The sequence below is a fragment of the Streptomyces sp. NPDC051452 genome (assembly GCF_044454765.1).
In the GTDB taxonomy this organism is placed as follows: Bacteria; Actinomycetota; Actinomycetes; order Streptomycetales; family Streptomycetaceae; genus Streptomyces.
On sequence record NZ_JBITEB010000001.1, the window covers coordinates 510,100 to 523,122 of the forward strand.

Annotated in this window: 15 protein-coding genes; 11 read left to right on the top strand and 4 right to left on the bottom strand. The window is 75.3% G+C overall.

What is annotated here, in order from left to right; translation table 11 throughout:
* Nucleotides 1-155: 155 nt before the first annotated feature.
* From ACIBA9_RS02105 to ACIBA9_RS02140, 8 genes are all read left to right on the top strand, one after another.
* Nucleotides 156-359, top strand: coding sequence for an MbtH family NRPS accessory protein (locus ACIBA9_RS02105; protein ID WP_055606248.1), 204 nt, complete (start codon nt 156-158; stop codon nt 357-359).
* A gap of 142 nt (nt 360-501) precedes the next feature.
* Complete coding sequence (locus ACIBA9_RS02110) at nt 502-1,125, top strand: GNAT family N-acetyltransferase (RefSeq protein WP_399359423.1); 624 nt, start codon at nt 502-504, stop codon at nt 1,123-1,125.
* A complete protein-coding gene (locus ACIBA9_RS02115) occupies nt 1,122-2,372 on the top strand; it encodes an MFS transporter (RefSeq protein WP_399359424.1) in 1,251 nt (416 codons plus the stop codon). Before ACIBA9_RS02110 ends, ACIBA9_RS02115 begins: the two co-directional genes overlap by 4 nt.
* A 38-nt stretch (nt 2,373-2,410) precedes the next feature.
* Nucleotides 2,411-4,870, top strand: coding sequence for a SpoIIE family protein phosphatase (locus ACIBA9_RS02120; protein WP_399359425.1), 2,460 nt, complete (start codon nt 2,411-2,413; stop codon nt 4,868-4,870).
* An 83-nt stretch (nt 4,871-4,953) separates the two neighbouring features.
* Nucleotides 4,954-5,229 carry a hypothetical protein gene (locus ACIBA9_RS02125; RefSeq protein ID WP_399359426.1) on the top strand — a complete coding sequence of 92 codons (276 nt, stop codon included), beginning with the start codon at nt 4,954-4,956 and terminating at the stop codon, nt 5,227-5,229.
* A 27-nt stretch (nt 5,230-5,256) separates the two neighbouring features.
* Entirely contained in the window at nt 5,257-5,781 is a 525-nt protein-coding gene (locus tag ACIBA9_RS02130) for a GNAT family N-acetyltransferase (RefSeq protein WP_362152355.1), read from the top strand.
* A 247-nt stretch (nt 5,782-6,028) separates the two neighbouring features.
* On the top strand, nt 6,029-6,391 hold the full coding sequence (locus tag ACIBA9_RS02135) for a DUF6479 family protein (RefSeq protein ID WP_399359427.1): 363 nt from the start codon (nt 6,029-6,031) through the stop codon (nt 6,389-6,391).
* Between the two features lie 74 nt (nt 6,392-6,465).
* The gene (locus ACIBA9_RS02140; protein ID WP_399359428.1) at nt 6,466-6,651 is read left to right on the top strand and encodes a hypothetical protein; all 186 of its coding nucleotides are present in this window, start codon (nt 6,466-6,468) and stop codon (nt 6,649-6,651) included.
* Nucleotides 6,652-6,929: 278 nt separating this feature from the next.
* Here the strand turns inward: ACIBA9_RS02140 and ACIBA9_RS02145 are convergent, their stop codons facing one another.
* Both ACIBA9_RS02145 and ACIBA9_RS02150 read right to left on the bottom strand, forming a co-directional pair.
* Entirely contained in the window at nt 6,930-7,514 is a 585-nt protein-coding gene (locus tag ACIBA9_RS02145; RefSeq protein WP_399359429.1) for an isochorismatase family protein, read from the bottom strand.
* A gap of 270 nt (nt 7,515-7,784) precedes the next feature.
* Nucleotides 7,785-8,222, bottom strand: a complete 438-nt coding sequence (locus ACIBA9_RS02150; RefSeq protein WP_399359430.1) for a MarR family winged helix-turn-helix transcriptional regulator — start codon at nt 8,220-8,222, stop codon at nt 7,785-7,787.
* Between the two features lie 282 nt (nt 8,223-8,504).
* Between ACIBA9_RS02150 and ACIBA9_RS02155 the strand changes: the two genes are divergently transcribed.
* Nucleotides 8,505-9,515, top strand: coding sequence for an SDR family oxidoreductase (locus ACIBA9_RS02155; protein ID WP_399359431.1), 1,011 nt, complete (start codon nt 8,505-8,507; stop codon nt 9,513-9,515).
* A 72-nt stretch (nt 9,516-9,587) separates the two neighbouring features.
* Here ACIBA9_RS02155 and ACIBA9_RS02160 read toward each other — a convergent pair whose 3' ends face one another.
* A complete protein-coding gene (locus tag ACIBA9_RS02160; protein WP_399359432.1) occupies nt 9,588-10,487 on the bottom strand; it encodes a GNAT family N-acetyltransferase in 900 nt (299 codons plus the stop codon).
* 202 nt (nt 10,488-10,689) lie between these two features.
* Here ACIBA9_RS02160 and ACIBA9_RS02165 point away from each other — a divergent pair, with 202 nt between their 5' ends.
* Both ACIBA9_RS02165 and ACIBA9_RS02170 read left to right on the top strand, forming a co-directional pair.
* Nucleotides 10,690-11,190: a metallophosphoesterase gene (locus ACIBA9_RS02165; protein WP_362152372.1), complete on the top strand. Its 501-nt coding sequence runs from the start codon at nt 10,690-10,692 to the stop codon at nt 11,188-11,190.
* Between the two features lie 22 nt (nt 11,191-11,212).
* Nucleotides 11,213-11,809 carry a GNAT family N-acetyltransferase gene (locus ACIBA9_RS02170; RefSeq protein ID WP_399359434.1) on the top strand — a complete coding sequence of 199 codons (597 nt, stop codon included), beginning with the start codon at nt 11,213-11,215 and terminating at the stop codon, nt 11,807-11,809.
* A 94-nt stretch (nt 11,810-11,903) separates the two neighbouring features.
* On the opposite strand, the gene ACIBA9_RS02175 is transcribed toward ACIBA9_RS02170, so the two are convergent.
* Nucleotides 11,904-13,019, bottom strand: a complete 1,116-nt coding sequence (locus ACIBA9_RS02175; protein ID WP_399359435.1) for an XdhC family protein — start codon at nt 13,017-13,019, stop codon at nt 11,904-11,906.
* Nucleotides 13,020-13,023 lie beyond the last annotated feature (4 nt).

Sequence of the window (13,023 nt, forward strand, 5' to 3'; positions counted from 1 at the left end):
CACACCCCGCCTCCGGGCCGTGCCGCCCCCACGGCCGGCCCGCCACGACCCGCGCTCACCCCGCGCCCCGACCCCGGGAACACCCCCGGCCCGCCCCGCGGGTCATCACCCGCCCAACCGACCGCCCCACCCGATCCGACGCGAAGGAACGTGACATGGACGAGAACACCCGCTACCAGGTGCTGCGCAACGACGAGGACCAGTACTCCCTGTGGCCCGTCGACGTCGAGGTGCCCGCGGGCTGGCAGCCCGTCGGCAAGGAGGGCACCGAGGCCGAGTGCTCCGCCTACGTCGACGAGGTCTGGACCGACATGCGTCCGCGCAGCCTGCGCGAGCGCATGGAGAACGCGGAAGCCTGAGCGCCGGCCGGCCCGGCAGCACTTGCCGGGCCGGCCACCCTCCCCGCCGGCGACGCCCGCCCCACACCGCCCGCCGCTTCGCCGTACCGGCGCCCCACCGCCCTCGGCCCCACCACGACGCACCACATCCGAGGAGCCCGCCATGACCCCCGTACTGCGCACCGAGCGCCTGGAGTTCCTGCCCTACCGCCCCGAACACGAGGACGCCTTCGTCGCGTTGCTGCGCGACGAGCGGGTGTGCCGCTGGATGGGGCAGGACCTCGTGCCCGAACCCGACATCCGCGATCTGTTCCGGGCCATCCTCACCGACGTCTACCCGCAGCGCCGCTTCGACGTGTGGGGACTGTGGCTGAAGGGCACGTACGTCGGTCACGCCGAGGTGAAGCGGACCGGGAACGTCGACGGCCACGAACTCGTCACCGCGCTCGTCCCGGAGCACTGGGGCCGGGGACTGGGCGGCGAGGTGGTGCGCGGTCTCCTGCGGCACGCGGCCGACAATCTCGGGCTCGACGAGGCCTACGGCATGGTGGGCGCCGGGAACACCGCGAGCCTCACCATGTGCGAGCGCCTGGGCTTCCGCCACGTGCGCGATGTCGTCGGCGACGACGGTTCCGTGACGAAGCTGCTGGTCGTCTCGACGCGGCCCCCGAACGCGGCCCCGGCCGCGGGCACCACCGCGGACCCCGCGGACCCGGTGGCCGACCTGGTGGGCACGGCCGGCGCGGCGGAGCCGGCGGACGCCACGCGTACGGCGGACCCGGTGTGACCCGGCCGCCGCTCACCGAGGACGCCACCGGGGCGCCGGGCACCGGCCGGCCGCCCGGCCTGTGGCGCAACCGCGACTTCAACCTGCTGTGGGCCGGCCAGTGCCTGTCCGACCTCGGCGGCGCCATGGCGGACCTGGCCCTGCCGCTGCTGGTCCTGCAGCAGACCGGGTCACCGGCCCGCGCCGGACTCGTCGGCACCACCGCACTCGCCGCCGCCATGGTGTGCCGGCTGCCGGCGGGCGTCCTCGCCGACCGCTTCGACCGGCGCCGGCTGATGATCGTCTCCGACGTCTTCCGGCTGGCGCTGTTCGCCCTGCTCGCCGCCCTGCTCCTCACGGGCACCGCCCCCATCGCGGTCATCGTCGGCGTGGTGGCATGCAGCGCCGCCGCCACGGCCGTCTTCAGCACCGCCGAGCACGCCGCCATCCGCAACCTGGTGCGCCCCGACCAGATCGCCGCCGCCGTGGCCCGCAACGAGGCACGCGCCTACGGCACGTCGCTGGCCGGCCCGCCGCTGGGCGGCCTGCTGTTCGGGATCGGACGGGCCCTGCCGTTCGCCGGCAACGCGCTCAGCCACCTGCTGTCGCTGGTGGCCGTCCTCTGCGTCCGCGAGCCGCTCCAGCAGCCCCGGCGGGAGCCACCACCGTCCGCCGGCGCGTCCGCGGTGCAAGGCCTGCGCTTCGCGCTGGGCCACCCCTTCCTGCGCGCCCTGCTGCTGACCGCCGCCCCCCTCAACATGGCCTTCACCGGCGTGGTCTTCACGCTCACCCTCTCGCTCAGACGCGCCGGCCTCTCCCCCTTCCTGGTCGGTCTCGCCGGCACGATCTTCGCCGTCGGCGGCTTCCTCGGCGCGTTCGCCGCCCCCACCCTGCAACGGGTGCTGCGCCTGCCCGTCCTGCTCACCCTGCTCTGCTGGACCACCGCGGCGCTGATGGCTCTCAGCGCGCTGCTGTCCCCCTCGATCCTGGCCGCCGTGCCGCTGGCCGCCGCGGTCTTCCTCGGGCCCACCGCCAACGCCGCCCTCTTCGGACACCAGGCCGCCGTCACCCCCGACCATCTGCAAGGGCGCGTGGTCGGGCTGGTCCTCCTGGCCGCCGGCTCCGCGGCGGCCCTGGCCCCCGCCCTGGCCGGCGCGCTGCTGGGCCGCTGGAACGACGAGACGGCCATGCTCGTCTTCGCCCTGCTGGTCGTCGTCGCCGCGGTCACCGCCAGTGTCAGCCGGGGGCTGTGGAGCGGGCCCGCATAACGGCACAGGGGCTGCGCCGACGCCGTTTACGCGCTGTAATGGCGAACGTGGTGAGTGAGGGCACTGCGGTCAGCAGAACGCGTACGGCGCCGGAGCGTGCGGAAGCCGCCCTTGACACGCTCACCGCGTCACCCGCCACACCAGACCGGCTCCGCCGCGTCCTCGAACAGGCGCTCGTGTTCGCCGGGGCCGCCTTCGCCGGGGTCTACGCGCCCGGCGGCGACCCCTCCCATCTGTGTCTCGCCGAGTCGGCGGGGCTGCCGCGCACGCTGTACGGACTGCGCGACGGCTATCCGGCCACGGGCACCTCCCCGGTCGCCGAGGCCCACCGCACCGGACGCCCGCGGTGGCTCGGCCCCGCGGAGCTGACCGGCTGTCCCGAGGCGCGGCGCACCCCCGCCGGCGACTTCTCCCTCGGACTGCTGCCGCTCGGCCCGGTGGGCGGCGGCTGTCTGCTGGCCGTCAGCGAACAGCCGGGCGGCTTCGGCACCGAGGACCGCGCCTGCCTGGAGCTGATCGCCCGCGCCGTCGCCGTACCCGCCCCGTTCGCCGCCGGTGACACCGGCGAGCTGTCGCCGGACGCCTTCAGCCTCGCCATGGACACCGGCAGGGCCGAGGTCGGCGACGAGATCCTGCGGCTGTTCGGGATCGGCCGGCAGGCGTTCGACGGCCGGGTGGAGACCCTGCTCGAACGCACCGTGCCCGAGGACCTGCCCGCGCTGATGTCCGTGGTCGAGGCCGACCACATGTCGATCGGCGACCGCGAACTGGAGTTCCGCGTCCGGCAGCCCTCCGGTCCACCCAGATGGCTTCGGCTGCGCGGCCGGCTGGTGGCGGGCGGGGACGGCGGCGCGGCACGGCTCGTCGGCACCGTGGCCGACACCTCCACCCTGCGCTCCGACGTCACCGACGTGGCCCGGGTGCAGCGCCTGGCCGCCGCCCTGGCCACGGCCGGCACGGTCAAGGACGTCGGCGGGGCCGTCGTCGCGGCGCTGCGCGGGCCGCTCAAGGCCGACCGGATCGCCCTCGCCGAACTGGAGAACGACCGGCTCGTGGTGACCGTTCTCGACCCACCCGAACCTGAGGCCTGGCCCGAGGTGTGGCGCAGCGAGTGGCGCAGCGAGTGGCCCGACGCGCCGGTGCGTGCCATGCCGACGCTGGCCGCCGCGCTGCGCGGCGGACGCGCCCGGATCTGGCCCGCCGGCAGCGTCCTGGAGCCGGCCCTGGCCGACGTCGGCCCCGGCGGCCTCGCCGTGCTGCCGCTGCCCGCCGGCGGGCGCATGGCCGGAGCCTGTCTGATCGGCTGGGACCGCCCGCACGACTTCGGCCCCGACGAACGCGCCCTGCTCACCGCCTGCGCCGCCCTGACCGGCCAGGCCCTGCTGCGCGCCCACGCCTTCGACGCCGAGCACGAACTCGTCGGCATGCTCCAGCGCACCCTGTTGCCCCGCCGGCTGCCCCGGTTGCCCGGCGCGGTCGCCGTCGCCCGCTATCTCCCCACGACCGCCGGTCTGGAGGTCGGCGGCGACTGGTACGACGTGATACCGCTCGCCGACAACCACGTCGCCCTCGTCATCGGCGACGTCCAGGGCCACAACGCGGGCGCCGCCACCCTGATGGGCCAGATGCGCACCGCGCTGCGCGCCTACGCCGCCGAGGGCCACACCCCCGACGTCGTCGTGGCGCTCGCCAACCGGCTGCTGCTGGACATGGAGACCGACCTCTTCGCCACCTGCGCCTACGTCGACATCGACATGGAGCGGGGCACCGCCCTGTGCGTGCGGGCGGGCCACGTCCAGCCCGTGCTGCGCCACCCGGACGGCACCGCCGAGATCGTCCAGGCGGAGGGCGGCCCGCCGCTGGGCGTTCTGCCCGGGGCCGAGTTCCCGATGACCCCGCTCGGACTGCGGCACGGCACCGTGATCGCGCTGACCACCGACGGCCTGGTGGAGTCCGCCGACACCGACCTCGACACCGGCATGGACCGGCTCGCCCGTGCACTGTCCGCCGCGGACCCCGCCCACCTGGACCTGATGGCCGACGCCCTGCTCACCGGCGCCCACCGCGGCGACGACGTCGCCCTGCTGCTGACACGCTACGACGGCATGGCCGTACGGCCGTTGCGCGAGAGCTGGACGGTGTGGCGGGTCCCGGAGGCGGTCCGCCACGCACGCCGCTTCACCCGGCGTACCCTGCGCACCTGGGGCGTCCACCCGGACACCCTCGACCCGGCGCTGCTCGTGGTGTCCGAGCTGGTCACCAACGCGCTCGTGCACACCGGCGGCCAGGTACGGCTCGATCTGAGCCTGGTGGGCCACCGGCTGCGGCTCGCCGTGGCCGACTCCTCGCCGCGCAGCCCCGTCAAGCCCACCGGCATGGGCTGGGAGGCGACCGGCGGCCGGGGCATCCTGCTGGTGGAGGCCGTGTCGCAGGCCTGGGGCACGATCCCGGTCAGCGGCGGCAAACAGGTCTGGGCCGACCTGGTGCCGGGCGGCTGACCCGCCACCCGGGTGCGGCGGACGGCCCGTTCAGGCCCGGCTGGGGAGGCGCGTCGCCCGACCCTTGCCTAGGGTCGGTTGGTGTGGCACACATCTTCGAGGAACTGGTACAGAAGCAGCGCGCGGCCGACGCGGCTCGCGCCATGGTCGAGGACCTGCGGGAGACCTACGGCCCGCCGGCCGAGCAACGGATGACGGGGGCCCAGTCGGGCACCTACGAGACCGCGCTGCGCGCCTGGCGGGATCTGGCCCGGGACGTGCAGATGGCGGTCAGCGAGTACGCCAAGGAGACGGGGCGGCCGCGGGCCGAGGTGGAGGCCGAGGTAGAACGGACGGCGGCGACGGAGGACACGCGCTGACAACGACCGACCACGGGGGGCCCGCCCATGCGCACGCACAAGACGACGGAACACGAGATCGACGCGGAGTCCCGGGCGGCGATCGAGGCGCTGCTCGGCGAGTGTTTCCCGGGTTATCCGGCGCGCGACCACTTCAAGCAGCTTCCCCACTTCCGGTACCTGGTCCGGGACGGCGACACCCTCGTCGCGCACGCGGGCGTCGAACACCGGATGATCCGCAACGCCGGTGTACCGCTGCGGATCTTCGGGATCGTCGATCTCTGTGTCGCCGCCAGGGCGCGGTCCCGGGGGTGCGCAAGCCGTCTGCTGGCGGAGATCGAGGCCACCGCGCGGGCCGCCGGGGTCGACGCGATCCTGCTCTTCGCGGACGATCCGCGCCTGTATCTCGCCAACGGCTACCAGCGGGTCCCGGGCGACGCGAGGTGGCTCATGATCCACGAACACGAGTCGCTGGGCGTCGCCGAGAAGCACGTGGCCGAGACGATGGTCAAGACGCTCTCCGCGGAGCCCTGGCGGGAAGGCACGCTCGACCTGCTCGGCCATCTGTACTGAGGTCGGGGGCGCCGTCGCGCATCGCGAGGGGCGGCGTCGAACGGGATCCGTCCGTCGCGGCCGCCCAGACGGGTAGGTGTCGGCGTCGTGGACGGTCGCGGGGACGCCGTGCAGCCGAAGGACGCGGGCGCGGGTCAGGCCGCCGGAGCCGGCGCCGGCGATCGCGACGCCGTGGGGCCGGTTGCGCCGAACGGCTGACGGTCGGGGGGCCGGGCATCCCCGACCGGCCGCCGGGTACCCGCCAGTCATGGACACAGCCAGGTATGAAGCAGCGTCGGGCGTACAGGCCTTCGGGTACGCCGCCATCCTCGTCGTGGGCGTGGCCTGCGTCGCCGGACTGATCTGGGCCTTCCGGCTCGGCATGAAGGTGCGTCGGCGCGAGCCGGGGCCGCCCCGGCCCGAGGAGCAGCCCAAGATGCCGCCGTCCGGGCCGGTCCACGAGACGCGCGAGGTGCGCGAGCCCAACGAGGTGCCCCGCTCGACCGACGGTGAGCGGCTCACGCCCCACCAGCTCGGCAACGTCGGTACCAAGCGCGCCGACGACCAGGAACGCGCGCGCTGGTCGTCCGGCTCCAGCGGCTCGTTCGGCGGCGGTGGCGGCCAGACCTGACCCGCTGCCGCCAGGCCGGGTTTGCCCCGCTCTCGCGGGGGGACCCGGCCGGTCACGTACAGCGCAGAAGGAAGATGAACGACGTGACCGCGCCCGCCAGTGAGAAACCCGCGATACCCCACCCCGAGACCGGCTGGGCCGAGGCCCGCCGAGGGCGGAGCCGGGGGCCGCGCACCTGCGTCCCCGCCGTCGTGGACCGCGCGTCCGCCCCGCGGCCGGGCGCCCCGGCCGAGGACAACATCGTGCGCGGCGAGGACTGATCGAACACCGGCCGGGGGGCGGGGGCCCCCCCCCCCCCCCCCCGCCCGGGGCCGCCCCCCCCCCCCCGCCCGCGGGCGGGCGGGCAGGCCCCGGGGTTGGGCCGCCCCGCCCCGCCCCCGGCGGTGGGGCCCCGCGGGCCCCCCCCGGGCCGGGCCCCCCGGGCCGCGACAACCCGCGGGGCGGCGTTGGATTTTTCAACCCCGGGCGGGGGGCGGGGCCCCCCCCCCCCGCCCCCCGGCCGTTTCCGTCCCGCCACCCGCGGCCGGCTTCCGGTCGGTCAGACCCGGGTCTTGGCCAGCAGCTCCAGGACCTCGGCGGTCGTACCGCTCTCGCCGAGGCGCGGGAAGACGCGCTCGACGCTGCCCGTGTGCGCCGCGGGGTCGCTGTCGGCCATGGCGTCCGTGGCGAGGGTGACGTGGTAGCCGTGCGCGTAGGCGTCGCGCGCGGTGGACTCGACGCCGATGCTGGTGGCGACGCCGGTCAGCACGATCTGGGTGATGCCCCGGCGCCGCAGCTGGACGTCCAGGTCGGTGCCGTGAAAGGCGCTCCAGTTGTGCTTGGTGACATGGATGTCGCCGGGGTGCCCGGACAGCTCGTCGACGATGACGTCCCAGCCCTCGGGGAAGGCGAGCCCGCGCGGCTGGCGCTCGGTGCGGCCGGGGACGGCGTCCCCGCCGTCGGCCGCGAACGACACGCGGACGAGGACCACGGGCAGCCCGTGGGCGCGGAAGGCTTCGGCGAGCTCGGCCGTGCGGGACACGACCTCCGTGCCCGGGTACGGCTGGGTCGGCATGGCGACGATGCCGTTCTGCAGATCGATCGCGACGAGGGCGGTACGAGGGTCGAGCGTGGTGAGCGACATGGGTCGGTCAGGCCTTTCGAGGGGATGGACCGGCCGAAGGGACGGCCGGACGGGGGCACCGGCATCACGGTGGCGCCGGGGCGGTGGCGCCGGGGCGGTGAGGACGGGGCGGTGGACCGTGCGGCCCGGACAGGTCGGCACGGCACGGGACGGGGTGGGTCGCCGTCGCGGCGGACGCGCCCGGCGCGACGCGGTAACCGAAGGCGCGCCACGGCAGGCCCGGCCAGGGAGCCGCGCGGGTCGGCCCGGTGCGCGGGGCTAGCCCCGCCGTCACGGCTGGGACAGCCGTTCCATCAGCTCCAGGGCTCGCAGGACCGTCTGCCGTTCCTCGTCGGTGAACCGGTCCTGGAACGCGCGGGCCAGCCACTCCTCGCGGACCTGCTTGTTGCCCTCGACGCGGGCCCGGCCGGCGTCGGTCAGGGTGACCAGCTGGCGGCGGCCGTCGTCGGGGTCGGGGGCGCGGCGGATCAGCCCCTGCTGTTCCAGGGCGGCCAGAGTGGTGGCCATGGACTGCGGCCGCACGCCCTCGGCGGCGGCCAGCGCGCTGGCGGTGGCCGCCCCGTGCTTGCCGACCAGGCTGAGCGCCGACTCCTGCGACGGGGTCAGGTCGGCGTCCTGGGCGATCTCGCGGATGCGGCGCCGCAGCCGGCTGAACACCACGCGCAGATCGCGTGCGGCCTGGACGGCCGAGTCGGAGATGTGGACCATGACGCTCAGCGTAGGTCCGTCAGGGTAAACTGTCCAGCCCGGACTGTTTAGTTTTGCCTGAAAAGTTGCGGGGTACTCGCGGGCTCCCCTCCCGGACAGCCCGTCCGCCGGGCGAGGAGCGAGGAGCGCACATGACACCTCCGGACACGTCCGCGCTGGAGGCGGCTCTCCGTGCCGATGTGGACGGCGAAGTCCGCTTCGACGCGGGCCGAACCCTGCCGAGTGGAATGAACGTCATCGCCAAATGGAATGAACGTCATCGCGTCGGACGAGGAGTCGCCCATGCCCCCCACGGTCGTCATCACCGGTGCCAGTGCCGGCATCGGCCGCGCCACCGCCCGCCGCTTCGCCCGACGCGGCGCGCACGTCGTGCTGGTCGCGCGCGGAGCGGGAGGCCTCGCGGCGGCGGCCGACGAGGTCGCCGCACTCGGCGGACGCCCCCTCGTCCAGCCCGCCGACGTGGCCGACCCGGCCCAGGTGGAGGCGGCCGCCGAGGCCGCCGAGAAGGAGTTCGGCCCGATCGACGTCTGGATCAACTGCGCCTTCTCCAGCGTGTTCGCGCCCTTCGAGGAGATCACCGCCGAGGAGTACCGGCGGATCACGGAGGTGACCTACCTGGGCTTCGTCAACGGCACCCGGGCCGCCCTCAAGCGCATGCTGCCCCGCGACCGGGGCACCATCGTGCAGGTGGGCTCGGCGCTGGGCGAACGGTCGATCCCGCTGCAGTCGGCGTACTGCGGCGCCAAGCACGCCATCAACGGATTCACCTCGTCCCTGCGCACGGAACTGCTGCACCGCGGCAGCAACGTGCACGTCACGGTCGTCCAGATGCCCGCCGTCAACACACCCCAGTTCGACTGGGTGCGCTCCCGGCTGGCCAGGCACCCGATGCCGGTGCCGCCGATCTACCAGCCCGAAGTCGCCGCGCGAGGAGTGGTGTACGCGGCCGACCATCCGCGCCGCAAGCAGTACTACGTCGGCGCGTCCACCGTCGCCACCCTCTGGGCCAACCGGCTCGCGCCGGCCCCGCTCGACCGCTACCTGGCCCGCACCGGCTTCGACTCCCAGCAGACCGACCGCGTCCCGCCGGCCGGCCTGGACAACCTCTTCGAACCGGTCGACCGTACCCCCGCCGACGACCAGGGTGCCCACGGCGTCTTCGACGACATCTCCCACCCCCGCTCCTGGCTGGAGACCCTGGTCCGCCATCCCACCGCCACCGCGCTGGGCGCGGGTGCCGTCGCCCTGGGCGCGCTGGGCGCCCTGCACGGCCTGCGCACCCCGTCCGCCTGATCGGCGGTCTCCGCTGGGGGCTCCGCTCGGGCCTCCGCTCGGGCCTGCGCACCGGCCCTCGCTCGCCCTCGCTCAGATCCCCGCCTCGACCGCCGTCTCGGTCCGCGTCTCGGCGTACGCGAAGTCGTACACGGTCCACTCGGTGACCAGGACGTAACCGATGCGCTGGTAGAGGGCGTTGCTGGTGGCGTTGAGCGCGTTGGTGAACAGGACGACCTCCCTGGCACCCGCGGCCCGCGCGGCCCGGCTCACCTCGACGGTCACGGCGGCCGCGTAGCCGCGCCCGCGCACGGGGGCCGGGGTGTAGACGGGGTCCACCTGGACCACGCCGGCGACGCTCGGGTTCAGGCCCGCCATGGAGACGGGCGTGCCGTCCGGCGTCTCCCAGAACGTGTACCGCTTGTCGGCGAAGCGGGTGCCGGCCCAGGTGTCGGCGTCGATGGAGACGGCCTCCCCGACGTCCGACGCGAACCCGGCGCACCAGGAGAGGAGTCGCTCCCGGTCCTGCTCGCCCGCGAGCCGGCCCCGGCCCGCCGGGAACGGTTCCGGTGGGATGAGCGTGCCGAGGCGGTACAGCCGGAGCCGGACCCGCGGTGTCGCCGTCGCGCCCGTGTGCCGCCGCCAAGCCTCGGCGAAGGCGGTGGCGGTGGCGTCATCGGCGCTGACGTAGGGAAGGGACTGCCCGAGGGCGGCCAGGCGGGCGGCGAGGGCGTCGGCCTGCCCGGGCGTGAGGGGAGTGGGGCCCAGGCCGCGGGACGGGAGCCGGTAGAACGCGGCGTGGACCTCGCCCCCTCGCTCCAGCCGCCCGAACAGGGGGGCCTGGACACCGTACGCGGCCGCCCCGCGCGTGCGCAGGCGCCGGGCCGCCGTCAGCGGCATGATGTGCGAGGCGGGGCGCGAGCGCAGGAAGTCCCCGGCTCGGGCGAGGAAGTCGTCGAGGTCTTCGGTGAGGTGCCAGTCGTCCGGACGCATGCCGCATGGTCGCCGATGGACCCGGCCCTGGGGAAGGCGCGTGCGTGGACGGGGCGGTGCGCCGGGCGCTCGCTCCTCCCGCCTCGCCGGTCGCTCCCGTCGCTTCCCGGTCACTCCTCCCGCTCCTGGTGAGAGGCGACCGTCCGCCGCGCGGGAGGCGGCCTGCCGTCGTGGCCGCGCGCACCGGAGTTAGGCTGACGGTGTGCGCCTGCTCCTTATGTCCGACACGCACCTCCCGAAGCGCGCCAAGCTGCTCCCGGAGCCACTGCTGGCCGAACTGCCGGACGCCGACGTCGTGTTCCACGCCGGAGACTGGGTCGACACCGCCACCCTCGACCTGCTGGAGCGCCGCAGCCGCCGGCTGATCGGGGTGCACGGCAACAACGACGGTCCCGAACTGCGCGCGCGACTCCCCGAGGTGGCCTACGCCGAGCTGGACGGCCTGCGCTTCGGCGTCGTGCACGAGACCGGGCCAGCCCAGGGCCGCGAGGCCCGCTGCGCCGCCCGGTTCCCCGACCTCGACGTCCTGGTCTTCGGTCACAGCCACATCCCCTGGGACACCACGGCCCCCGGCGGCCTGCGCCTGCTCAACCCCGGCTCCCCGACCGACCGCCGGCGCCAGCCGCACTGCACCTACCTCACCGCCACGGTCCGCGGCGGAGCACTCACCGACGTGCGGCTGCACCGCCTGCCCCGGCGATAGCCGCGTGTGGCAGGATGCGTCGATGATCTTCAGTACCGGGATACCGGCCGTCGTCCCCGAGGGTCGCCTCGCCGCCGGCGACCAGCCCGTGCTGCCGCTCGCCGCCGGTCTCGAACTGCGTCCCTGGCTGCCGACCGACGCCGACGCGGACGCCCTGCTCAGGGCCGGGCAGGACCCCGCGATCAGTCACTGGAACCTGTTCTCCGTCGGCGGCCGGGCCGAGGCCCGCGCCCGGATCGAGCGCCTGCGCGCACGCCGACGGACCGAGACCGGTGCGGTCTGGGCCATAGCCCCCGTAGGCGGTGCGCCCGTCGGCCTCGCCGGGCTCAACGACGTCGACCTCGTCGCCGGCACCGCCGAAGTCGTCTACTGGGTGCTGCCCGAGGCACGCGGGGGCGGCGTCGCCGTCCGGGCGGCCCGGCGCCTGAGCGGCTGGGCCCTGGACGACCTCGGCCTGCACCGCCTGACCCTGTGCCACTCGACCGCCAATCCGGCGTCCTGCCGGGTGGCCGAGAAGGCCGGGTTCACCTTCGAGGGCACCCAGCGCAGCGCCCTGCTGCACGCCGACGGCTGGCACGACCAGCACCTGCACGCACGCGTGGCGGGCGACCCCGTCTAGCCGGCGTGTGACCCGTACCCGGCGACCGGGCGCCACACCGGCCGGCCTGGCCGGGCGGCGCCGACGCCCTCGAGGGCGAGTGGTCCCGCGACACTCAGCGGGCGGCGGGGGCGTGGATGGCCCCCGTGGTCGCGGTGAGCGGCACCCCGCTGCCGTGCCAGCGCAGGGCGACGATCTCCGCGGCGACGGACACGGCGACCTCCTCGGGCGTACGGGCCCCGAGGTCGAGGCCGAGCGGTGAGCGCAACCGGGACAGCTCGGCCTCGGTCAGACCGGCCTCGGCGAGCCGGTCGCGCCGCTCGTCGTGCGTACGACGGCTGCCCATCGCCCCGATGTAGGCGGCCGGCCGGCGCAGCGCCTCCTCCAGCAGCGGTACGTCGAACCTCGGGTCGTGGGTGAGCACGCAGATCACGGTGCGCTCGTCCGTGCCGACACCGCGCAGATAGCGGTGGGGCCAGTCCACGACGACCTCCACGGCCGCCGGGAAACGCCGGGGCGTGGCGAAGACCGGCCGGGCGTCGCACACGGTGACGCGATAGCCGAGGAAGTCCCCGATGCGGGCCACCGCGGCCGCGTAGTCGATCGCGCCGAACACCAGCATGCGCGGCGGCGGCGCGAAGGACTGGAGGAACACGGTGACGTCGTCCTCGCGGCGCTCCCCGTGCGGCCCGTAGTGCCTGAGCACCGTGGCACCGAGGGCGAGTTCACCGCGCGCGTCGGCCGCGACGGCGACATCGAGCCCGTCCGTGCCGAGCGTGCCGGGTGCGTCGGCCGCGGTGTCCGGCCAGACGGCGAGGGTCGCCCCGCGCGGAGCCGGGCCGGCGACCACCGTGGCCACGGTCACCGGCTCGCCCGCCCCCACCGACCCGGCCACCGCCCCGAACGCCGGGTCCGTCGCGGGCGTCACCGGCCGTACCAGCAGGGTGATCTCGCCGCCGCAGGTGAGCCCGACCGTGAACGCGTCCTCGTCGCTGTACCCGAAGCTCTCCAGCCGGGCCTCGCCGCTCGCCGCCACCTCCCGCGCGAGTTCGAACACCGCGCCTTCCACACAGCCCCCGGACACGCTGCCCACGACCTCGCCGTCCGGGCCGACGGCCATGGCGGCGCCGGGCCCGCGCGGCGCGCTGCCGCCGACCGCGACGACCGTCGCGAGTCCGAACGGGACGCGGGCGGCGTACCAGCGCTCCAGCGCCGGAAGGATCTCACGCACGCTG

Bases quoted from the DNA above. Each gene is read 5' to 3' on its own strand.
- ACIBA9_RS02145 (WP_399359429.1), bottom strand. From the start codon at position 7,514: ATGTCGCTCACCACGCTCGACCCTCGTACCGCCCTCGTCGCGATCGAT.
- ACIBA9_RS02130 (WP_362152355.1), top strand. From the start codon at position 5,257: ATGCGCACGCACAAGACGACGGAACACGAGATCGACGCGGAGTCCCGG.
- ACIBA9_RS02140 (WP_399359428.1), top strand. From the start codon at position 6,466: ATGAACGACGTGACCGCGCCCGCCAGTGAGAAACCCGCGATACCCCAC.
- ACIBA9_RS02155 (WP_399359431.1), top strand. From the start codon at position 8,505: ATGCCCCCCACGGTCGTCATCACCGGTGCCAGTGCCGGCATCGGCCGC.
- ACIBA9_RS02120 (WP_399359425.1), top strand. From the start codon at position 2,411: ATGGCGAACGTGGTGAGTGAGGGCACTGCGGTCAGCAGAACGCGTACG.
- ACIBA9_RS02135 (WP_399359427.1), top strand. From the start codon at position 6,029: ATGGACACAGCCAGGTATGAAGCAGCGTCGGGCGTACAGGCCTTCGGG.
- ACIBA9_RS02170 (WP_399359434.1), top strand. From the start codon at position 11,213: ATGATCTTCAGTACCGGGATACCGGCCGTCGTCCCCGAGGGTCGCCTC.
- ACIBA9_RS02150 (WP_399359430.1), bottom strand. From the start codon at position 8,222: ATGGTCCACATCTCCGACTCGGCCGTCCAGGCCGCACGCGATCTGCGC.
- ACIBA9_RS02160 (WP_399359432.1), bottom strand. From the start codon at position 10,487: ATGCGTCCGGACGACTGGCACCTCACCGAAGACCTCGACGACTTCCTC.
- ACIBA9_RS02110 (WP_399359423.1), top strand. From the start codon at position 502: ATGACCCCCGTACTGCGCACCGAGCGCCTGGAGTTCCTGCCCTACCGC.
- ACIBA9_RS02105 (WP_055606248.1), top strand. From the start codon at position 156: ATGGACGAGAACACCCGCTACCAGGTGCTGCGCAACGACGAGGACCAG.